This window comes from Pseudomonas sp. LG1D9 (assembly GCF_002949995.1).
Taxonomy (GTDB): domain Bacteria; phylum Pseudomonadota; class Gammaproteobacteria; order Pseudomonadales; family Pseudomonadaceae; genus Aquipseudomonas; species Aquipseudomonas proteolytica.
The window spans coordinates 4,022,806-4,044,579 of the sequence record NZ_CP026881.1; the positions used below are offsets into that span (position 1 = coordinate 4,022,806).

18 protein-coding genes are annotated in these 21,774 nt (G+C 61.6%); 4 read left to right on the top strand and 14 right to left on the bottom strand.

What is annotated here, in order from left to right; translation table 11 throughout:
• Positions 1-140: 140 nt before the first annotated feature.
• Genes C5F71_RS18805 through plsB form a run of 3 tightly spaced genes read right to left on the bottom strand, consistent with a single transcriptional unit; the run spans position 141 to position 3,813 of the window.
• Entirely contained in the window at positions 141-827 is a 687-nt protein-coding gene (locus tag C5F71_RS18805) for a DUF4197 domain-containing protein (protein ID WP_029300137.1), read from the bottom strand.
• A 25-nt stretch (positions 828-852) separates the two neighbouring features.
• Positions 853-1,257 carry a YbaY family lipoprotein gene (locus C5F71_RS18810; protein WP_029300136.1) on the bottom strand — a complete coding sequence of 135 codons (405 nt, stop codon included), beginning with the start codon at positions 1,255-1,257 and terminating at the stop codon, positions 853-855.
• Between the two features lie 51 nt (positions 1,258-1,308).
• Entirely contained in the window at positions 1,309-3,813 is a 2,505-nt protein-coding gene (gene plsB / locus C5F71_RS18815; protein WP_104911714.1) for a glycerol-3-phosphate 1-O-acyltransferase PlsB, read from the bottom strand.
• Between the two features lie 179 nt (positions 3,814-3,992).
• Here plsB and C5F71_RS18820 point away from each other — a divergent pair, with 179 nt between their 5' ends.
• Positions 3,993-4,202, top strand: a complete 210-nt coding sequence (locus C5F71_RS18820) for a cold-shock protein (RefSeq protein WP_003189131.1) — start codon at positions 3,993-3,995, stop codon at positions 4,200-4,202.
• 84 nt (positions 4,203-4,286) lie between these two features.
• Here C5F71_RS18820 and C5F71_RS18825 read toward each other — a convergent pair whose 3' ends face one another.
• The 4 genes from C5F71_RS18825 to C5F71_RS18840 form a co-directional block, all read right to left on the bottom strand.
• Positions 4,287-4,664 (bottom strand): hypothetical protein, encoded by a 378-nt coding sequence (locus C5F71_RS18825; protein ID WP_029300131.1) that lies wholly within the window; start codon positions 4,662-4,664, stop codon positions 4,287-4,289.
• 73 nt (positions 4,665-4,737) lie between these two features.
• Positions 4,738-5,547, bottom strand: a complete 810-nt coding sequence (locus C5F71_RS18830) for a putative RNA methyltransferase (protein ID WP_029300130.1) — start codon at positions 5,545-5,547, stop codon at positions 4,738-4,740.
• Positions 5,547-6,698 (bottom strand): succinyl-diaminopimelate desuccinylase, encoded by a 1,152-nt coding sequence (gene dapE, locus C5F71_RS18835; RefSeq protein WP_029300128.1) that lies wholly within the window; start codon positions 6,696-6,698, stop codon positions 5,547-5,549. The genes C5F71_RS18830 and dapE overlap by 1 nt, the downstream gene beginning before the upstream one ends.
• 244 nt (positions 6,699-6,942) lie before the next feature.
• Positions 6,943-9,534 carry a glycosyltransferase gene (locus C5F71_RS18840; protein WP_092233978.1) on the bottom strand — a complete coding sequence of 864 codons (2,592 nt, stop codon included), beginning with the start codon at positions 9,532-9,534 and terminating at the stop codon, positions 6,943-6,945.
• A 217-nt stretch (positions 9,535-9,751) separates the two neighbouring features.
• Between C5F71_RS18840 and tcdA the strand changes: the two genes are divergently transcribed.
• Positions 9,752-10,561: a tRNA cyclic N6-threonylcarbamoyladenosine(37) synthase TcdA gene (tcdA, locus tag C5F71_RS18845; protein WP_371923351.1), complete on the top strand. Its 810-nt coding sequence runs from the start codon at positions 9,752-9,754 to the stop codon at positions 10,559-10,561.
• A 110-nt stretch (positions 10,562-10,671) separates the two neighbouring features.
• On the opposite strand, the gene C5F71_RS18850 is transcribed toward tcdA, so the two are convergent.
• The 4 genes from C5F71_RS18850 to C5F71_RS18865 all read right to left on the bottom strand — a co-directional run bounded on the left by C5F71_RS18850 (position 10,672) and on the right by C5F71_RS18865 (position 13,733).
• On the bottom strand, positions 10,672-11,085 hold the full coding sequence (locus C5F71_RS18850) for a SufE family protein (RefSeq protein WP_092233981.1): 414 nt from the start codon (positions 11,083-11,085) through the stop codon (positions 10,672-10,674).
• Positions 11,082-12,287: an aminotransferase class V-fold PLP-dependent enzyme gene (locus C5F71_RS18855; protein ID WP_104911716.1), complete on the bottom strand. Its 1,206-nt coding sequence runs from the start codon at positions 12,285-12,287 to the stop codon at positions 11,082-11,084. Before C5F71_RS18855 ends, C5F71_RS18850 begins: the two co-directional genes overlap by 4 nt.
• Positions 12,288-12,357: 70 nt before the next feature.
• Positions 12,358-13,392: a 2,3,4,5-tetrahydropyridine-2,6-dicarboxylate N-succinyltransferase gene (dapD, locus tag C5F71_RS18860; protein WP_029300118.1), complete on the bottom strand. Its 1,035-nt coding sequence runs from the start codon at positions 13,390-13,392 to the stop codon at positions 12,358-12,360.
• Between the two features lie 32 nt (positions 13,393-13,424).
• Entirely contained in the window at positions 13,425-13,733 is a 309-nt protein-coding gene (locus tag C5F71_RS18865; RefSeq protein WP_240160304.1) for an arsenate reductase, read from the bottom strand.
• A gap of 263 nt (positions 13,734-13,996) precedes the next feature.
• On the opposite strand from C5F71_RS18865, the gene C5F71_RS18870 reads away from it, so the two are divergent.
• Entirely contained in the window at positions 13,997-15,640 is a 1,644-nt protein-coding gene (locus tag C5F71_RS18870; protein WP_092233993.1) for a Na+/H+ antiporter, read from the top strand.
• A 58-nt stretch (positions 15,641-15,698) separates the two neighbouring features.
• Here C5F71_RS18870 and dapC read toward each other — a convergent pair whose 3' ends face one another.
• From dapC to map, 3 genes are all read right to left on the bottom strand, one after another.
• The gene (gene dapC / locus C5F71_RS18875) at positions 15,699-16,898 is read right to left on the bottom strand and encodes a succinyldiaminopimelate transaminase (RefSeq protein ID WP_104911717.1); all 1,200 of its coding nucleotides are present in this window, start codon (positions 16,896-16,898) and stop codon (positions 15,699-15,701) included.
• 149 nt (positions 16,899-17,047) lie between these two features.
• A complete protein-coding gene (locus C5F71_RS18880; RefSeq protein WP_029297295.1) occupies positions 17,048-19,750 on the bottom strand; it encodes a [protein-PII] uridylyltransferase in 2,703 nt (900 codons plus the stop codon).
• A 68-nt stretch (positions 19,751-19,818) separates the two neighbouring features.
• Positions 19,819-20,601: a type I methionyl aminopeptidase gene (gene map / locus C5F71_RS18885; protein WP_029297294.1), complete on the bottom strand. Its 783-nt coding sequence runs from the start codon at positions 20,599-20,601 to the stop codon at positions 19,819-19,821.
• A gap of 386 nt (positions 20,602-20,987) precedes the next feature.
• On the opposite strand from map, the gene rpsB reads away from it, so the two are divergent.
• Entirely contained in the window at positions 20,988-21,728 is a 741-nt protein-coding gene (gene rpsB / locus C5F71_RS18890; RefSeq protein ID WP_029297291.1) for a 30S ribosomal protein S2, read from the top strand.
• Positions 21,729-21,774 lie beyond the last annotated feature (46 nt).

Here is a 21,774-nt window from a genome sequence, read left to right on the forward strand (position 1 = left end):
TGAAGTTCGAAGGGAAAATAACCTACGGTCACTGAAGGGAAGGGGCCTGAGTTTCAGGCCTGTCCAGAGGCGGCCCAGTAACAAAAACGCCCCGATTATTCGGGGCGTTTTTTGTTGTACAGCGGGGTGAACGAGGTGCCCTAGAGGGCGCCGAAGACTTTCTTCGCCAGGCTGGTCGCGGCGGCTGCCGGGTTCTGGCGAATGCTTTCTTCCTGCTGGGCAATCATCTTGAACAAACCGTCCAGCGCTTGTTCCGTCACATAGTTTTCGACGCTGTCGGCCTTGCCACCGAGCAAGCCCATCGGGGCCTTCTTGGCGAGCGCGTTGTACTGCTGGGCGACACCGACCTTGTCCGTGGATTGCTTGACGATCGGCAGGAACTTGGCGCGGATCTGCTCGCGGCTGCTTTTGTCCAGATACTGGGTTGCCGAATCCTGGCCGCCGCTGAGAATGCCCTTGGCATCGGTCACGCTCATGTTTTTCACGGCATTCACCAGAATCGGCTGGGCCTGGGTCACGGCGGATTCGGCAGCTTTGTTCATGCTGTCTTCAAGTTGGGTGATTTGATCGCCCATGCCGAGCATTTTCAGGGCGCCGGCGGCTTTTTCCAGCTTGCCTGGCAAGCCGATCTTGACCTCGGGGTTGTTGCTGAAACCACCGGGAGTCCCCAGTTGTTTGACGGCAATCTGCGCGCCTTGGGTCAGTGCGTCCTTGAGGCCACCCGTGGCGTCGCCCTGGGACAGGTCACCAAGGGACAGGGCCATGGCGTTGGCACCGAGCAGCAGGCCGGCGCACAGGGCGCTGAGGCGAAGAGAGTTACGGAGCATGGGCGCTTCCTTTTAATCGACTGGATCAGTGGGCAACGGCGTCAACGCGCAGGCGAAGCGGCTGGGGATCCTGGCCGTTCAACTGCACCGAATGGCGTTCGGTGGTGATAAACATTAGCTTGCCATCCAGCTCGATGCGAGCGCTGACCGAATAGCTGTGGCCAGGCTTGACCTGTGCCGGGTCGTAGCTCAGGTGGAAGGGCAGCGGTACCTGCTTGCCATTGACCGGGCCTTTTTGCTCGGCCAGGGTGACGGCGGGCGCATCGGCCAGGGACACGTCCTGCAGGCTGACGCTCAAGGTAGCGGTAGGCGGCAGGGCGATGCGTTGCAGGTAGAACACTTCGCCATCAAGGCTGGCCTTAGGGGCAGGATTCATCGAGTGGCAGGCTCCCAGCAGGGCGGTCAGGCCCAGGAGAATAATCTTTTTCATGGTGCAGCTCCTTGTCAACGGCGCCAGAAACACCCTGGCGCCTTGGTAAATCTAGCGGGTTTCGCCCGGTTCGGTGTCTGGGGCTGGCGCTTCGTCGTTGCGGTGCAACGCCACCTGGCGGATCGACAGGCGAATCTCCGCGGGCAATACCCGTTTGGCTGCGCCTTCGGCCAACTCGCCGAGCAGGTCGTGGTAACTCAACTTGCCGGCTTCATCGCGGCGCAGCACATCTTGCTCGAGCAATGTCTGAATAAAATGTCGGAAAAGGCTCTTGTCGAAGAACTCCGGGGCATTCAGGCCATGCAGGATCGACAAGCGCTGGGCCATGACCGTGCACAAGTCTTCCAGTTCTTCGGCGCTGATACTGTTCTGGCCGCTGTTGAGCAGCAGGGAAATGGCCATATAGAAGCGTTGCAGGGTCTGGGCAATGCTCTTGGACAACAGGGTCAGCAGCACAAAGTTGCGCGAGCTGGGCGCCGGGCGCAGGTAGATGTTGTTTTCAAAGCGCAGCAGGCCTTGTTCCACCAGGGCTTCGAGCCACTGGTCGACCACCGCGTCCAGCTCGTCCAGGGACCAGCGGATAAACAACTCCGATTGCAGGTACGGGTAGAGCGCGCGGGTGTAGCGCAGGATCTGTTCGCGGCTCATGCGCGAGCTGCTCTGGAAGAAACTGGCGAGCAGCGCCGGCAGGGCGAAGATATGCAGCACGTTGTTGCGGTAATAGGTCATCAGGACGGCGTTTTGCTCGTCCAGATACAGGATCTTGCCCAGGGCATCGCTCTGTTCCGACAGCAGGTTCATATCCTTGACGTGCTTGATCAGCGCCTGGCCGTCGCCCTCGGGCAGCGTGGTATGGGGCGAGTAGGGCACCCGGCGCAGCAGCGCCAGGTACAGGTCCAGCACCCGTGCCATGGCCTGGTCGTCCAGGGCCAGGCGGCTGGTTGAAAGCAGCGCCAGCGCCACCAGGTTAACCGGGTTGATCGCAGCGGCCTCGTTGAGGTGCTGGGCCACACGCTCGCCGAGGCGGTTGGTGGTTTCATTGAGCCAGGCCGGTTTGTAGTTCGGCCCCAGGTCCTGGGCGCGCCAGTCCGGTTGCTCCTGGTCGAGGAACTCAGCCAGCTTGATCGGCTCGCCGAAGTTGACCGCCACCTGGCCAAAACGCTGTTTCAAGGCGCCAATGACCTTGAAGATATCGAAGATCGACTCTTTCTTTTTCGTCGCGCCGCGCAGCTCGCCCAGGTAGGTGCGGCCTTCCAGCACCCGTTCGTAGCCGATATACACCGGCACAAACACGATGGGCATGCGCGAAGAGCGCAGGAAACTGCGCAGGGTGATCGCCAGCATCCCGGTCTTGGGTTGCAGCATGCGCCCGGTGCGCGAGCGGCCGCCCTCGACGAAGTACTCCACCGGGAAACCCTTGGTGAACAGGGTGTGCAGGTATTCGTTGAACACCGAGGTGTACAGCGGGTTGCCCTTGAACGTGCGGCGCATGAAAAACGCCCCGCCACGGCGTAGCAGGCTGCCGATCACCGGCATATTGAGGTTGATCCCGGCGGCGATGTGCGGCGGGGTCAGGCCATTCTTGAAGAGCAGGTACGACAGCAGCAGGTAGTCGATATGGCTGCGGTGGCAGGGCACGTAGATCACTTCGTAGCCCTGGGCGACCTTTTGCACACCTTCGATATTGTTGACCTTGATCCCGTCGTAGATCTTGTTCCAGAACCAGCTCAGCACCACTTCCAGGAAGCGGATGGCGGTGTAGGTGTAGTCCGAGGCGATCTCATTGCCATAGCGCAGGGCCTGGGCCTTGGCTTTTTCGGCCGTGATGTTCTCGCGCTCGGCTTCGTCGAGGATCGCCTGGCGTACCAGCGGCATGTTCACCAGGCCCTTGACCAGGTTGCGCCGGTGGGACAGGTCGGGGCCGATCACCGCCGTCTTCAGGTTGCGAAAGTGTACCCGCAGGATCCTTTGGGCCATGCGCACCGTACGTTCGTGACCTTTATTGTGCTCGATCAATTCACGCAGGTTGATTGGCGCAGAGAATTGCACACGGGTCTTGCGCCCCAGGATCAGGATGCTCAGCAGCCGGCGCAGGCGCCCGGTGACGGCCCAGCTGTCGGCGAACAGCAGTTTCCAGGGGCTCGACTCGCTGGCCGGTGACTGGCCCCAGAACACGCTGACCGGGATGATCTGGGCGTTTTCTTCGGCGTGCTCGGTCAGGGTATTGACCAGGCGCGTCAAGGTCGGCGGCGCGCCGCGCTTGTCCTGGCGGCCGAGCCAGTCCGGGTCGGGCGTGAGGTAGAAAAACGCCGCCGGCTCCATCAACGGGCCGACCGACACCGGCAGCACCGGGCGCGGCAAGCCAGCCTTGGTGCACTCGGCATCCACCACGGCCAGTTCGGTCAGGGAGGGCGATTGCAGGACGTAGAACACCGGCCGGCTGCGGTCCAGGTTAAGGGTGAGGGACGACTGGTTGATCGTCTCCGAGCGAACCCAGAGGTACAACAGTCGGCGCAAGGTGCCAAATACCAGACGGCGGAACGGGGAGCGGGTCATAGGTGTGCTGCTTTGAGTGGAAAAAACCGAGCAGGCGCTCGGGCGGGTAGTGTGCCGTATTCGCCGAAAATCGGCAAAAAAGCGGCGAAGTAAAGTTGAGTTGATCGTTTTTGAGCCTGTCTTATACTCGGCAGTTCAATGCGACTGACTCAACAATAAAAACCAGTGGGAGCAAATAGATGACAACGCGCGAAACCGGCAATGTGAAGTGGTTCAACGACGCCAAGGGCTATGGCTTTATCCAGCGGGAAGACGGCAAGGATGTGTTTGTGCACTACCGCGCCATCCGCGGTGAAGGCCACCGCTCCCTGGCCGAGGGCCAGCAGGTGGAATACGCCGTGGTGACCGGCGAGAAGGGCTTGCAGGCGGAGGATGTGGTGGGCCTGTAACGCGGGTTGTTGCATGGGGGAGCTGGCTTGTGTGGGAGCTGGCCAGCTCCCACACAAGTCAGCTCCCACACTGACCGGGCTGGATCAGGCGGTTTTCCAGGTGATCTGTTCTTCACCGTCGGTGCTGATCCGAATCCAGGTGTCGGCGCTTTCTTCACCTTCCTCTTCAACCCACGTCCCCGGCGCGCAGCGCACTTCAACGTTCAGCGCGGCAAAGGCGGCGCGGGCGCAGGCGATGTCGTCTTCCCACGGGGTCTGGTCGCTTTCCAGGTACAGGCTGTTCCATTTGCCCACGGCCTTGGGCAGCCAGGTCACGGGTACGTTGCCGGCCTTGCACTTGTAGGTCTGGCCCTTTTGTACCCAGTCGGTACATGGCCCCAGGGCGGCGCCGAGCCAGGCAGCGATAGCCTTGTGGTCGACGTCGGCGTCCTTGAGGTAAATCTCGATATCGGGTTGGCGCATGGATGTTCCTCGTTGCGGGATTCGAAAATCCATTCGCGGATTCAGGGTGGGCGCAAATGCCCGGAAAAGTCGGTTATTGAAGCACGAAATAGTCGTAGCGCATCGACACGGTGACCAGCAGCGGTTCGGCCTGTTCGATCACCTGGGCGCGCCGCTCGGCACTGGCGCGCCAGCCGTGGGGCGTCATCGCCAGCAGGTTGGCACGGTCCTTGGGCTCGGCCAGGCTGAGCTGGAACTCCAGGACTTCGCTGTGTTGCAGGCTCATGCCGTCCGGCACCAGGGCCAAGTGCTTGTCGTCGGTGTACTCACGCACTTCGTCGTACAAACGCTCGCGCAGCTCCATCAGGTGGCCGCGGGTCGGGCCGACCTTCATCAGGCCGCCGCCAGGGCTGAGCAGGCGCTTGGCTTCCTGCCAGTCCAGCGGGCTGAACACGCTGGCGAGGAACTGGCAACTGCCGTCGGCCAACGGTACGCGGGCCATGCTGGCGATCAGCCAAGTCAGCGTCGGGTTGCGCTTGCACGCGCGCTTGACCGCTTCCTTGGAGATATCCAGGGCATAACCATCGGCGCGCAGCAGGGCATCGGCGATTTGTGCGGTGTAATAACCTTCGCCGCAGCCGATATCCAGCCAGCGCTGGGGTTTGCGTTCCGCTGCCAGTGCCGCCAGGCGCCTGGCCACCGGCGCGTAGTGCCCGGCATTGAGGAAGTCGCGGCGCGCCTCCACCATCGCCAGGTTATCGCCCGGGTCGCGGCTGTTCTTGTGCTGCACCGGCAACAGGTTCAGATAACCCTGGCGGGCCCGGTCGAAACGGTGTCCGGCGGGGCACACCACGCCATTGTCCACCTCATTGAGTGGCGCACTGCAAATGGGGCAGGCGAGCATCAGGCGAGCAACTTGATCAGGGTCTGGTAGTAGATTTCGGTCAGCACATCGAGGTCGCTGGCCAGGATGCGTTCGTTGACCTGATGGATTGTCGCGTTGACCGGGCCCAGTTCCACCACTTGGGTACCGAGGGTCGCGATAAAGCGCCCGTCGGACGTGCCACCGCTGGTGGACGCCTTGGTCTCGCGCCCGGTGATGGCCTTGATGCTGGCAGACACCGCATCGAGCAGTGCGCCGGGTTCGGTGAGGAACGGCAGGCCCGACAGCGCCCATTCCACATGCCAGTCCAGGCCATGTTTGTCGAGAATCGCCGCGACCCGCTGCTGCAGGCCTTCGACGGTGGACTCGGTGGAGAACCGGAAGTTGAACACCGCCGTCAGGTCGCCGGGGATCACGTTGGTGGCGCCGGTGCCGGAGTTGAGGTTGGAAATCTGGAAGCTGGTCGGCGGGAAGAAGGTGTTGCCGTCATCCCAATGCTCGGCGGCTAGTTCCGCCAGCGCCGGGGCGGCCAGGTGGATCGGGTTCTTAGCCAGGTGCGGGTAGGCCACGTGGCCTTGCACACCGCGCACGGTCAAGGTCGCGCCGAGGGAGCCACGACGGCCATTCTTGACCACGTCGCCCACCAGGGTGGTGCTCGACGGCTCGCCAACGATGCACCAGTCCAGGCGCTCCTTGCGCGCCGCCAGGCGCTCGATCACCGCTTTGGTGCCGTGGTGTGCCGGGCCTTCTTCGTCGCTGGTGATCAGGAAGGCTACCGAACCCTTGTGGTCCGGGTAGTCCTTCACAAAGCGTTCGGACGCTACCAGCATGGCGGCCAGGCTGCCTTTCATGTCGGCTGCGCCACGCCCGCACAACATGCCGTGTTCGTCGATCAGCGCGTCGAACGGATCATTCTGCCAGGCCTGCACCGGGCCGGTCGGGACCACGTCGGTGTGGCCGGCGAAGCACAGTACCGGACCTTCATGCTTGCCGTGGGTGGCCCAGAAGTTATCCACATCTTCGATACGCATCGGCTCAAGCGCAAAGCCGGCGTCGCCCAGGCGTTGCATCATCAGCTTCTGGCAGTCAGCGTCGACAGGCGTTACCGACGGGCGACGGATCAGGTCGATAGCGAGTTGGAGGGTCGGCGAAAGGTCGGCGTGGGCCGTCATGGGGAAGCTCCGAAAGCGTGTTATGGGCGCAGGACGAATGTGCAACAGCAGCGCGATTCCAATGTGGGAGCGGGCTTGCCCGCGATTGCGGCGGATCAGTCAGTGCATCGGTTACTGACAGACCGCTATCGCGGGCAAGCCCGCTCCCCCATAAAGCATGGCCTGGGCCATGCTCTGCAAAAGGGCCGTTATCTTATAGCAAAACGGCGACCAGAGGCCGCCGTTTAGTGGATTGCGCAAGTTTTTACGCCGCTGGGGCGGGCTCCACCACCGCTGCAGGTTTAGGCAGTGACGAGAGGAACGCCATGATCAACGCCGCCACATACGGCAACGATTGCACCAGCAACATCACCACCCAGAAGCGCATGTCATTGCTCGGCAGGCCTTGCACCAGGTAAATCCCCAGCGCTGCGCCCCACAGCAGCAACATGATGAACATCTCCTCCCGAGCCTCGGAAATCGCTACCCAGAAGCCGTGGTTATCCGCGTTTTTCGGTGTACGAAAGAACGGAATACTGGTGGTGAAGAAACCATACAGCACCGCCTTGGCGATGGTATGGGACAACGCCAACCCGGCCAGGGCCGCGCAGAACGCATCCTTGAGGTTCACACCCACGGCGCGACGGTAGAGGAAGATGATCTTGCCGACCTTGAACACGAATAGCGCCAACGGCGGGATTGCGAAGATCAGCAGGGGCGGATCGACCCGGGTCGGCACAATGATCATCGCCGCCGACCACAACAAGGCACCGACGGTGAAGAAGATATTCATGCCGTCCGCCACCCACGGCAGCCAGCCCGCGAGGAAGTGGTAGCGCTGGCCACGGGTCAGTTCCGTGTCCTTGCCACGCAACAGGCTGGCGGTGTGGCGCTTGATGATCTGGATCGCGCCGTAGGCCCAGCGGAAGCGCTGCTTCTTGAAGTCGATAAAGGTATCGGGCATCAAGCCCTTGCCGTAGCTGGTGTGGTAGTAGGCAGCCGACAGACCTTTCTCAAACACCCGTAGGCCCAGTTCCGCATCTTCACAGATACACCAGTCGGCCCAGCCCAGCTCTTCGAGCACCGAGCGGCGAGTCATGGTCATGGTGCCGTGCTGGATGATGGCGTCGCGGTCGTTGCGCGTGACCATGCCGATATGGAAGAAGCCTTTGTATTCGGCGTAGCAGAGCTTCTTGAAGGTGCTTTCGTTCTGGTCGCGGTAATCCTGGGGCGATTGCACTACGGCGATTTTCGGGTCGGCGAAGTGCGGCACCATGTGTTTGAGCCAGTTGGGCGACACGCAGTAGTCCGAGTCGATCACCGCGATCACTTCGGCGTCCTTGGCGGTGTGCGGGATCAAGTAGTTCAGCGCGCCGCCCTTGAAACCGGCCAGGGGCGCGACGTGGAAGAACTTGAAGCGCGGGCCCAGCGTCTCACAGTAGTCGCGCACCGGTTCCCACACGGCCGGGTCCTTGGTGTTGTTGTCGATGATCAGGACTTCGTAGTCCGGGTAGTCGAGGGCGGCCAGGGCGTCGAGGGTCTGTTTGACCATCTCCGGTGGCTCGTTGTAGCACGGCACATGGATCGACACTTTCGGGCGGTAGTCCGAATCACCTTCCACCGGTAGGAATTCGCGGCGGCGCTTGTGGGTCCAGACCGCTTCCGCCAGCTCATGGGCCTCGGTCAGCAGCACAATAAACACCCCAAGCGCGCCGAGGGCCAGCAAGAAGCCCACCGTCAGGCTGAACCACGTGCTGTATTGCTGGCTGTAGTCGTAGCCGATCCATACCAGCACCGAGCCACACAGGAACGCGATAAAGGTCAGGAAGGTACGGCCACGCTGGCGCAGGGCCGAGCCGTCGATCATCAGCAGGGTCAGCGACAGCAGCGCCAGCACCACCGAGCCGATGGCCAGCACCCGCCATTGCGGAATCGCTACCACCGGGCCTTCAAAATTGAATTTCTGCTGGCGCGCGGCGTTGAACACACCCCAATAGGCGCCCACCGAGCCTTCGTCACTGGCCTTCCAAGGTTGGTCGAAGGCTTCGATCACGAAGTAGTTGTAGCCCTGGCGGTTCAGTTTGTTGACCAGGGTACGCAGGTAAATGGCCTGGTCGGCAGGCGACGCGTCCGCGCCACCGCGCATGCGGCCATTGCTCGGCCAGCCGACTTCCGACAGCAGCAGCGGCTTTTTCGGGAAGGTCTTCTTCAGATCCTTGGCGCGGTCGAGGACGAATTGCCCGGCCTGGGCCATGGGAATATGTTCCCAATACGGCAGGACGTGCGCGGCGATCAGGTCGACATGCTTGCCCAGTTGCGGGTTGTGCTCCCAGATATGCCACTGCTCTGAGGTGGTCACTGGCACTTTGACAGCGGCGCGCACCCGGTCCAGCAGCACAATCAGCTCGTCGGCGGTGATTTCCTTGCGGAAGATCGCCTCGTTGCCGACCACCACACGTACCACGCTGCGCGAGGTGTTGGCGATCTCGATGGCACGCTGGATCTCACGCTCGTTGCGCTCCAGGTCCGGGCTGATCCAGATCCCCAGGGTCACGCGCAGGCCGAATTCTTCCGCCAGCTTGGGGATGTCCCCCAGGGTGCCGTCGACCGAATAGGTACGGATGTTGTCCGTCAGCTTGCTCATGATCGCAAGGTCCTGACGCATCTGTTCGTCGGTCGGGTACTGGTCTTTCTGCGGGTACTGGCCTTGCTGGAACGGCGAGTACGAAAACCCGGAGATCTGCTGTGGCCAGTTGGGAGTAGTGACCGGGCGGTTGATCAGCGCCCAGAAACCGGTGAACAGCGCGGCAATCGCCAGCACTACCACCAGGTTGAGTCCAAATTTACGCGATGACATAGCTATTTCGGGTTCCAAAGGGTGCGGAACGAAAAGAGGTGTTGGCCTGCGCCGAACGGCGCGCATCCTACACTGGCCCTTCCATGAGCGTACAGCAAGCTGGGAAAAACCGGAGTTTAGTCAGCGAAACCTCTGCGGAGTTCTTTACTTGTAGCTGGAAGCTTCGAACTTGTCGCCGCGTAGTCCATAATGCGCGCCGGTTTTTGGGGTAATGGTCATGAGCACAGAAGATCCACGGTTTGCCGGCGTCGCCCGTTTGTATGGCATTGAAGGCCTGGAGCGTATGAAAGCGGCCCATGTGGCCATCGTCGGCGTGGGCGGTGTCGGCTCGTGGGCGGCGGAAGCCATGGCCCGCTGCGGGGTGGGCGAGATTTCGCTGTTTGACCTGGACGACGTGTGCGTCAGCAACAGCAACCGTCAGTTGCACGCCCTGGACAGCACGGTAGGCAAGCCCAAGGTCGAAGTGATGGCCGAGCGCCTGCGTGCGATCAACCCCGATTGCACCGTGCATGCGGTGGCGGACTTCGTGACCCGCGACACCATGGCCGAGTACATCACGCCTGACATTGACTGTGTGATTGACTGCATCGATGCGGTCAACGCCAAGGCGGCGCTGATCGCCTGGTGCAAGCGGCGCAAGATCCAGATCATCACCACCGGCGGCGCCGGCGGGCAGATTGACCCGACGCTGATCCAAGTGTGCGACCTGAACCGCACCTTCAACGACCCACTGGCCTCGAAAGTGCGTTCCACCTTGCGTCGTGACTACGGCTTTTCACGCACCGTGACCCGGCACTACAGCGTGCCTTGCGTGTTCTCCACCGAACAGCTGCGTTATCCCAAGCCCGATGGCAGCATCTGCTTGCAGAAGAGTTTTGTGGGGGATGGCGTGAAGCTGGACTGCGCGGGTGGGTTTGGCGCGGTGATGATGGTGACGGCGACCTTTGGCATGGTGGCGGCGACCAAGGCCGTGGATAAGATCGTGGCCGGAGTGCGCAGGCCGTCCGAACGGGTCAAGCCCACCTGAATCTCGCTGCTGGGCATAAACAAAATGTGGGGCTTGCCCGCGATGGCGGTGTGCCAGGCAAGACATCTGGCACTGATCCACTGCTATCGCGGGCAAGCCCGCTCCTACAGTTAGTTTTGCGTATGGCTCAAGTCGCGCATGCGCTGCAGGACTGCGTTCAGGCCATTGCTGCGCGACGGCGACAGCTGGCGGGAGAGGCCCAGCTGGTTGAACCAGTCAGGCAGGTCGACCGCCTGTAACGCGTGCGCCGATAGGCCATTGACCCGCGCCAGCAACAACGCCACCAACCCGCGAATCAAGCGCGCGTCGCTGCTGGCGGCAAACTGCCAGTGGCCCTCGTGCAAGCGCCCCACCAGCCACACCAGGCTTTCACAGCCCTGTACCAGGTTGGCGTCGATCTTGTCCTCAGGCACCAACGCCGGCAGCCGCTCGCCCCATTGCATCAGCAGGCGGGCGCGTTGCTCCCAGCTGCCGACAGCCTGAAAGGCCTGCAGCGCGGCCAGCGCATCCGCTGGCAGGCTCATCGCAGCATGTCCAGCGCCTGGTCCAGCGCTTCAAAAAAGCGCTCCAGGTCATCGGAGTCGTTGTACAGCGCCAACGAAACCCGGATTGCGCCGGATAAATGCAGGCTCTTGAGCAGGGGCATTGCACAGTGATGGCCGGCGCGTACCGCGATGCCTTGCTCGGTCAGCAGGTGGGCGAGGTCGGCGCTGTGTATACCGTCTACCACGAAGCTGGCCAGGGCCACGTGTGGCGAGCCCAGCAGGCGCACGCCATTGCGTGCCCGCAAGCCGCGCAATAGATAGTCATGCAGCGCCGCTTCATGGGCGAGCACCGCCGCTTGATCCAAGGAATTGAGGTAGTCCAGGGTCGCCCCCAGGCCAATCACGCTGGCAATCGGCGGGGTGCCCGCTTCGAAACCCAGGGGCGCCGGGCGAAAGCTGGCGCTGTGGTAGTCCGCCTGTTGCACCATCTCGCCGCCAAACTGCCAGTGACGCAGCAGATGCAGGCCTTCGGTGCGGCCGTAAAGCACGCCGACGCCGTCCGGGCCGTAGAGCTTGTGGCTGGAAAATACGTAGAAGTCGCAGCCCAGGGCCTGCACGTCATGGCGCCCGTGGACGATGCCCTGTGCGCCATCCACCACGGTCAAGGCGTCGTGGGCCTTGGCCAGTGCCAGCAACTGCGCCAACGGCTGCCAGGCGCCCAGCACGTTGGATAACTGGCTCACCGCCAGCAGGCGGGTGCGTGGCCCGATCATCGTGGCGGCGGCGTGCAGGTCGATCAAGCCGGCGTCGTCGAGGGGCAACACCACAAGCGTGAGCTCGCGGCGTTTGGCCAACTGCTGCCAGGGCAATAGGTTGGCGTGATGTTCCAGGGCGCTGATGACAATCTCATCGCCCGGGTTGAAAAGGTGCTCAAGGCCATAGGCCAGGAGGTTCAGCGCTGAAGTTGCGCCGTGGGTGAAGATGATTTGCCCGCGGTCACCGACGTTGAGCCATTGCGCCACTTTGCTGCGACTGTCCTCGAACGCCTGGGTCGCATGGGCGCCCGGCAAATGCTGGGCACGGTGCACATTGGCTGCGCCATTGGCGTAGTAATGGCTGAGGGCGTCCAACAGGGCTTGAGGTTTTTGCGTGGTAGCGGCGTTGTCCAGATAGGTCTGGTCTTGCCGTTGCAAGGTAGCGATGGCCGGGAAATCGGCGCGCCAGGGCGAAGGCACAAGCATGGGGTTCAAGACTCATATGAACCGGCCGCGCTGAATAACGCGGCCGGTTCCGGTGGCATCGAGTCGCTGCTTAGTTGTGAGCGTGCAGCGCTGCGTTCAGTTCGATCGCCGACTTGTGGGTTTTGCACTCCACGGCACCGGTTTCGGAGTTACGGCGGAACAGCAGGTCCGGCTGGCCAGCCAGTTCACGGGCCTTGACCACCTTGACCAGTTGGTTCTGCTCATCGAGCAGTGCCACTTTGGTGCCAGCGGTCACGTACAGGCCCGATTCCACGGTGTTGCGATCACCCAACGGGATACCGATACCGGCGTTGGCGCCGATCAGGCAGCCTTCGCCCACCTTGATCACGATGTTGCCGCCGCCCGACAGGGTACCCATGGTGGAGCAACCGCCGCCCAGGTCCGAACCCTTGCCGACGAAGACACCCGCCGATACACGACCTTCGATCATGCCAGGGCCTTCGGTGCCCGCGTTGAAGTTGATGAAGCCTTCATGCATCACCGTGGTGCCTTCGCCCACATAGGCACCCAGGCGCAGACGCGCAGCATCGGCGATACGCACGCCGGCCGGCACCACGTAGTCGGTCATTTTCGGGAACTTGTCCACCGAGAACACTTCCAGCAGCTCGCCACGCAGGCGTGCTTCCAACTGGCGCTCGGCCAGCTCGCCGATGTCGATCGCACCCTGGCTGGTCCAGGCCACGTTCGGCAGTTGCGGGAACACACCGGCCAGGCTCAGGCCATGGGGCTTGACCAGGCGGTGGGACAGCAGATGCAGCTTGAGGTAGGCCTCTGGGGTGGAGGTCAATGCCGCGTCCTCGGCCAGCAGCGTGGCGACCAACGGCTTGTGGCTTTCGGCCAGGCGGGTCAGCAGGGCGGCTTGGGTGGCATCTACATTTTTCAGGGCATCAACCAGCTGCGAGGCTTGGGCAATGGTGAAAGTGATGGCCTGGTTGCCTTCGGTGTAGCCGAGGATAGGCGCGATGGCGGCAACGATCTCGGCCGAAGGGTTGAGCAATGGTTGGGCGTAAAACACTTCCAGCCAAGCACCTTGGCGGTTCTGGGTGCCGACGCCGAAGCCCAGGCTGAACAGGGAATTGGACATGCTGTTACCTCTACAAAAATGAAGTGGCTGGCCTACTTGAGGGCCGCCGAATAACTATCTGGCTTGAAGCCAATCAGGGTTCTGTCACCGAGATCGAGCACCGGGCGCTTGATCATCGAGGGTTGTGCGAGCATCAGTTCAATCGCTTTCGCCTGGTCGAGATCGGCTTTCTGTTCGTCTTCGAGTTTGCGAAAGGTCGTGCCTGCACGGTTCAAAACCACTTGCCAACCGTGCTCGTTGCACCATTGGGTCAAGTGTTCGCGGTCGATACCGGCCGTCTTGTAGTCATGAAACGTATAGCTGATGGCATTTTCATCGAGCCAGGTACGCGCCTTTTTCATGGTGTCGCAGGCTTTGATGCCGAAAAGGTGCAATGTTTTGCTTGAATCGGTCAAGGAACTGCCCCCTTTGGGCTGATGGAAACGTAGGATCGCGGATTATGCCATGACCGAAGGGATTCGGTGCCGCTCGTCACTCTTTACGTGATCGGGTGCGACTTATGTGCAAAAGCCAGACGGCAGCATAGGTGGCTAATATGGCACTTCAAAGGCGCGCTGCTGCCTGATATGTGTCGTAGTACGTCGATTGTCCGGGAACCCGCTTTATGCAAACCGCCTACACCGTTCTTATCCTGCTGATGCTGGTCAGCGTTTCGCGTCTGGTCGGGCGTGTCATCCCCTTGCCGTTGCCGTTGGTGCAGATTGCCGCCGGTGCCCTGCTGGCGTGGCCGACCCTGGGGTTGCATGTAGCGCTGGACCCGGAGCTGTTTCTATTTCTGTTCCTGCCGCCGCTGCTGTTCTCCGATGGCTGGCGCATGCCCAAGCGTGAGTTGTGGCGCTTGCGTGGTCCCATCCTGACATTGGCGGTAGGGCTGGTGCTGTTTACCGTGGTGGGCGCCGGTTACTTTATCCATTGGTTGTTGCCAAGCATTCCGTTGCCTGTGGCGTTCGCCCTGGCGGCTGTGTTGTCGCCGACGGATGCAGTGGCGGTGTCGGCGATTTCCCAGAACCGCTTGCCCACACCCTTGATGCATATGCTCCAGGGCGAGGCCTTGATGAACGATGCGTCGGGCCTGGTGACGTTCAAGTTTGCCCTCGCGGCGGCGTTGACCGGGGTGTTTTCCCTGGCCGATGCCAGCCTGACGTTTGTGCTGGTGGCGCTCGGAGGCCTGGCCATCGGCGTGGCGTTGAGCTGGCTGGTGGGGCGCCTGCGGGCCTGGATGATTGCCCGGGGTTGGGATGACCCGGCCACCCATGTGGTGTTTATGTTGCTGCTGCCGTTTGCCGCTTATGTGCTGGCCGAACGCCTGGGCGCGTCGGGGATTCTCTCGGCGGTGGCGGCGGGCATGATGCAAAGCTGGCTGGACCTGCTGCCGCGCCAGACCAGTACGCGGTTGCTCAATCGCAGTGTCTGGTCGCTGCTGGAGTTTGCCTTCAACGGGCTGATCTTCCTGCTGCTGGGCCTGCAATTGCCCGACATCATCAAGGCGGTGACCAGTCACGAAGCTACGCTGTGGCCGACCTTGTTCTATCGCGTTCTGGACGTGATCGCGATCTTCCTGGTGTTGCTGGTGCTGCGGTTTATCTGGGTACAGAGTATCTGGCGCCTGTCCGGCCTGCTGCGGCGCCTGCGTGGTAAAAGCGAGCTGACCCTGGTGCCAACCGCGCGGTCTTGCTGGCTTTTGACCGTCGGTGGGGTGCGCGGGGCGGTGACGCTGGCCGGTGTGATGTCAGTGCCGTTGCTGTTTGCACCGGGCCAGGCGTTTCCTGAGCGCGACTTGCTGATCTTTATCGCCGCCGGGGTGATCCTGCTGTCGTTGGTGGCCGCCTGCATTGCCTTGCCGCTGTTGCTACGGGGGATTGAGAAAAGCCCGGATGACAAGCGTCGCGGTGAGGTGCGCGATGCCTGGAAGAAAACCGCCGAGGCGGCGATTCATGCCCTGGAGGCAGAGGAGGCCGCCGAGGTGGCGCCCCTGGACGCGGCGCAGGCCGCATTGGCGACGGAGCTCAAGGCGCGGATCATGTCGGAGTACCGTCACCAACTGGAGGTGTTCAATGACTCGGCCGAAGCCCAGGCGCTGGCGCTGCAGATGGATCAACTGGAGCGCAAGTTGCGGCTCAAGGCCCTGCGCGCGCAGCGCTTGGAGTTGTACAGCCTGAGCCGTCACCACCAGATTGGTGATGATGTGCTGCGCGAAGTGCTGGCGGACCTGGATATGAGTGAGGCTAACCTGGGGACCCAGAAATAGCCGCGTGGGTTAATTCACCCCTACGCAGGCCGCTCCCAGGCGGGAGCGGCCCCGGTCATCAACGACGGCGCTGGATGAAGTTGCGCATCCGTTCAGCGGCTTCAACGCATTCGGATAACGGTGCCACCAGTGCCAGGCGCACCCGCCCGGCACCTGGATTGAAACCGTCCACTTCCCGCGACAGGTACGAGCCCGGCACCACGGTCACGTGTTCTTCCACGAACAAGTCGCGGCAGAACGCGGCGTCGTCGCCCTCGACGTTCGGCCACAGGTAAAAACCACCGTCAGGGTTCTGTACGTCCAATACCGGCTTGAGAATCGCCAGGACCGCGGCGAATTTTTCCCGGTACAGATCACGGTTGGCCAATACATGAGCCTCATCCTGCCAGGCGGCAACGCTCGCCAGCTGGGTTTGCACCGGCATGGCACAGCCGTGGTAGGTGCGGTACAGCAGGAAGGCCTTGAGGATCTCGGCATCGCCGGCCACAAAACCGGAACGCAGGCCCGGCAGGTTGGAACGCTTGGACAGGCTATGGAACACCACGCAGCGCTTGAAATCCTCGCGACCCAGTTCGACACAGGCGCTGAGCAGGCCAGGCGGCGGGGTTTGTTCGTCGAAGTACAGCTCGCTGTAGCACTCGTCGGCGGCGATCACGAAGTCGTACTGGTCGGCCAGGGCGATCAGTTTTTTCAGGGTGGCGACGGGGATCAGTGCGCCGGTCGGGTTGCCGGGGGAGCACAGGAACAGGATCTGGCAGCGTTGCCAGATATCCGGCGTCACTGCATCGAAATCCGGATTGAAGCCGTTTTCATCCAGGCACGGCAGGTAATGCGGCTTGGCTCCGGCGAGGAATGCTGCGCCTTCATAGATCTGGTAGAACGGGTTCGGGCTGACCACCAGCGCATCGTCGCCACGGTTGACCACGGTCTGGGTGAACGCGAACAGCGCTTCGCGGGTGCCATTGACCGGCAGGATATTGCGCGCCGGGTCCAGCCAGCCCTTGGGCACGTTGAAGCGTCGTTCGCACCAGGCGCCAATGGCCTCGCGCAGGGCCGGGATGCCCAGGGTGGTGGGGTACACCGCCATTTGGTCGAGGTTATTGGTCAGGGCCTGGGCGACGAAATCCGGGGACTTGTGCTTGGGCTCGCCGATGGACAGGGCGATCGGGCGCTTGTCCGGGTTTGGCGTGACACTGCCCAGCAGGGCGCGCAATTTCTCGAACGGGTAGGGTTGCAGCTGGTTCAGGGCGTTGTTCATTGGGGGCCTCTATCGTTGAACGCGGCCCCTGTAGGCGCTGGCTTGCCTGCGATGTAGGCGCCGCGGTGTATCTGTTACACCGCGGCGATGCCATCGCAGGCAAGCCAGCTCCTACAAGGGCGTGCGGCCACAGGGAAATAAAATTCAACTCAAATGGTCAGTCGGAACCCTTCTGCCCCGGGCTCCTGGTTCACGCTCAATTGCGCGACGATAGCGTCCTGCAAGCGGCGGCACAGTTCCGGGTCGGACAGGGGGTGATTGTCGGCGTCGGTAATAAAAAACACGTCTTCGACCCGCTCGCCCAGGGTGGCAATCTTGGCGTTTTGCAATGACAGGTCGAACTCCAGGAAGATCCCGCCGATCCGTGCCAGCAGGCCTGGCCGATCCGGTGCGCTGAGTTCCAGCACCGTTACCGGGCGCTGGGCGTCGTTGTGGATGGTCACCTGGGGCGCAAAGGCAAAATGCTTGAGCTGGCGCGGCACCCGGCGCTGGATGATGGTCGGGTAGTCGTCAGGGTTGCGCAGGGCTTCGGTCAGGCCTTCGCGGATTTTTTTCACGCGCTCGGGGTTGTCGCCGATGGACTCGCCTTCGGTGTCGAGCACGATATAGGTGTCGAGGGTGAACTGGCTGCTGGAGGTAATGACCCGCGCGTCATGGATGTTCAGGTTGAGCTGATCCATCGCGGCCACGGTCACGGCGAAGAAGTCGTGCTGGTCCGGGGCGTAGATAAAGATCTGCGTGCCGCCTTCGAATTCGCGCTGGGTCGTTTCCTTGATCAGCACCAGCGGGCCACCGTCAGCCGGCTGCTGGAGGATCGCGTCGGTGTGCCAGGCCACGTCGCCTGCGGTGTGGCGCAGGAAATAGTCATCACCCAATTGCGACCAGAGTTGCTCCACATCGTCCGGGTCGTTGCCGCCGCGCACCAGGATATCCAGGGCCGCGCTCTGGGTGCGGCGGATCTGCTCTTCGCGGTCCACCGGGTTTTCCAGGCCGCGGCGCAACGCGCGCTTGGTCTCGGTATAGAGCTGGCGCAACAGGCTGGCGCGCCACGAGTTCCAAAGGGTCGGATTGGTGGCGTTGATGTCGGAGACGGTCAGCACGTACAGGTAGTCGAGACGGGTTTCGTCGCCGACGGCCTGCGCGAAGTCATGGATTACCTGTGGGTCGGACAAATCCTTGCGCTGGGCGGTGGTGGACATGACCAGGTGGTTCTGTACCAGCCAGACAATCAGGCGGCTGTCCCACTGCGGCAACTGGTGGCGCTGGCAGAAGGCTTGCGCATCCACCGCGCCGATTTCCGAATGGTCGCCGTGTCGGCCCTTGCCGATATCGTGGTACAGGCCGGCCAGGTAGATCAGTTCAGGCTTGGGTAGCTTGGCCATCAGCTTACTGGCCAGCGGGAATTTCTCTGACACCTGGGTGTACTGCAGCTTACGCAGGTGCTTGATCAGGTTCAGGGTGTGGGCGTCGACCGTATAGATGTGGAACAGGTCGTGTTGCATCTGCCCGACGATAAAGCCGAACTCCGGCAGATAGCGCCCGAGGATGCCGTAGCGGTTCATGCGCCGCAGGTTGCGGTGGATGCCGATCTTGCACTTGAACAGTTCGATAAACAGGCTGGTATTGCGGATGTCGTTGCGAAATTCGTCGTCGATCAGGTGGCGGTTTTCCCGCAGCAAGCGGATGGTATCGGCGCGCACGCCCTTGATTTCCGGTTGCTGGGCCATCAGCACGAAGATTTCCAGCATGGCAAAGGGGGTGCGCTTGAACACGTTGTCGTGGCGCGCCTCGATATAGCCGTCGTGCAGTTGGAAGCGCGCATTGATCGGTTGCGGTGGCGCTTCGTCTTCGGGGGCCAGGATCACTTCTTCAAAATGCTGGATGATCAGGTCGCTGAGCTGGGCAATACTCATGACCACCCGGTAGTACTGCTGCATGAAGCTTTCGATACTGGTCTTCGCGTCTTCGCCTTCAAAGCCCAACAGGGCGGCGATGGAGCGCTGGTGGTCAAACAGCAGGCGGTCTTCGGAGCGTCCGGCGAGCATGTGCAGGGCGTAGCGCACCTTCCACAAAAACTCCTGGGACGAGGCCAGCAGGGCGTTTTCGCTCTCTACCAAAAAGCCTTCGCCGGCCAGGGCCCGCAGGTTCAGGGTGCCGTACTGGCGCCGGGCCACCCACAAGATGGTCTGGATGTCCCTCAGCCCGCCAGGCGAGCCCTTGACGTTGGGTTCCAGGTTGTACTCGGTGTCGTTGTACTTGTGGTGCCGGGCTTTCTGCTCGGCGCGCTTGGCGAGGAAGAACTCCTTGCTCGGCCACATATGCGCGGTGCTGGTGACTTCCAGCATGCGCTGGCGCAGGCGTTCGGGGCCGCAGATGGTGCGGCTTTCCATCAGGTTGGTGACCACGGTGAGGTCGGCACGGGCTTCTTCGGCGCATTCATCTACCGAACGCACGCTCTGACCGACTTCCAGGCCGATGTCCCACAACAGCGTCAGAAAACGCTCGATGGAATCACGAAAGATCTCGTGGTCGGCGCTGTCCAGCAGGATCAGCAGGTCGATATCGGAGTAGGGGTGCAGTTCGCCCCGGCCATAGCCGCCGACGGCCACCAGGGCGATATCGGCATCTTCGCTCCAGTCGAACTGCTCCCAGGCCTTCTGCAGGATGTTATCGACGAACCAGGCGCGATCCTCGATCAGCCGGCGGATCTCCCGGCCGCTGCGAAAACGCCCGTCGAGCACCTCGCGGGCCTGGCGGATGGCCTTCTTGAAGGCGGCAATCGGGCTTGCCTTCAGCGCCAGTTCCGCCTGGAACTGGCCACGGTCGAAGAGTTCGGGATCCACCTGGGGCATCGATCGGCTTTCCTTTCTATCTATGTGTAGGTCGCAACGTTGCTAATCCGGAAAGCCCGCTGCAAACATCAGGCCGAAACGCGGGGGATCGTGTCGTCGGCGCGCAGGGTGAAGATCTCATAGCCGGTGTCGGTGACCAGCAGGGTGTGTTCCCACTGTGCCGAGAGCTTGCGGTCCTTGGTGATGGCGGTCCAGCCGTCGCCCAGTACCTTGGTGTCGGCCTTGCCCTGGTTGATCATCGGCTCGATGGTGAAGGTCATGCCTGCCTTGAGCTCCATACCGGTGCCAGCACGGCCGTAGTGCAGGATCTGTGGCTCTTCGTGGAACACTTTGCCGATGCCGTGGCCGCAGAATTCGCGGACCACCGAAAACCCGTTCTTTTCAGCGTGCTTCTGGATCACTTCGCCGATGTCACCCAGGCGGCAGCCCGGCTTGACCAGTTCAATGGCCTTGTACATGCATTCCTGGGTGACCTGGGACAGGCGCTCGGCCCAGACCGGGACGTTGCCGACGTGGAACATACGGCTGGTGTCGCCGTGGTAGCCGTCCTTGATCACGGTGACGTCGATGTTCAGGGTGTCACCGTCTTTGAGCGGCTTGTCGCCCGGGATGCCGTGGCAGACCACGTGGTTGATCGAGGTGCAGATCGACTTGGGGAAGCCTTTGTAGTTCAGCGGCGCGGGGATGGCTTTCTGCACGTCGACAATATAGTCATGGCAGATGCGGTCCAGGGCTTCAGTGGTAACGCCGGGCTTGACGTGTTCGGCAATCATTTCCAGCACGTCTGCAGCCAGTTTGCCGGCAACGCGCATGCCTGCGATATCTTCGGCGGTTTTCAGGGTAACGGTCATACAGGCTCTCTCTAGCGCGACGCGCTGAAATCAATACGGTTTACGGGCGTGCGACAAAAAGGTGCAGCGTTCGCACAAGCCCAAAAAACGCGATTCTAACAGACGCAAGGTATAAACCATGAGTGTCTGGCTATCGCTTCTCTCTATAAGGTGCGGGTATTTTCACCCGATTCAATGGCTTGGGTGGCAGTGACGGCAAGCAAATGCGATTGCGGGTTTCGTTTTTGTCGTTGCTGTGGTATAAAATGCGCCGCTTTCCGGGGATACCCCGCAAAGCTTAAATCCACACACGTGTCGACACGATGACCTGGGTGCCGGAGGCCTTGAAGCCGCTGGTTGGTCATTGGGATACGTGGAGGCCAAACCCGACTTATTAAGGAACTATCATGTCCCAAGTCAACATGCGCGATATGCTGAAGGCCGGTGTGCACTTCGGTCACCAGACCCGTTACTGGAACCCGAAAATGGGTAAATACATTTTCGGCGCGCGTAACAAGATCCACATTATCAACCTTGAAAAAACCCTGCCAATGTTCAACGAAGCTCTGACTTTCGTAGAACGCCTGGCCCAGGGCAAAAACAAGATTCTGTTCGTCGGCACCAAGCGTTCCGCTGGCAAGATCGTTGCTGAAGAAGCAGCACGTTGCGGTTCGCCGTACGTCGATCACCGTTGGTTGGGCGGCATGCTGACCAACTTCAAAACCATCCGTGCTTCCATCAAGCGTCTGCGTGACCTTGAAGTGCAAGCCGAAGACGGTACTTTCGCCAAGCTGACCAAGAAAGAAGCGCTGATGCGCTCCCGTGACCTGGAAAAGCTCGATCGTTCCCTGGGTGGTATCAAGGACATGGGCGGTCTGCCTGACGCACTGTTCGTTATCGACGTTGATCACGAGCGCATCGCGATCACCGAAGCCAACAAGCTGGGCATCCCGGTTATCGGCGTAGTCGATACCAACAGCAGCCCGGAAGGCGTTGACTACATCATCCCAGGCAACGATGACGCAATCCGCGCTATCCAGCTGTACATGGGTTCGATGGCTGACGCTGTAATCCGTGGCCGCAACAATGTTGGCGGCGGCACCGTAGAGTTCGCTGCTGAAGAAGCACCGGTCGCTGCAGCTGAGTAATTGACGCCCTGGCGTTGACTCAGTAAGCAAAAAGGGGGCTTGGCCC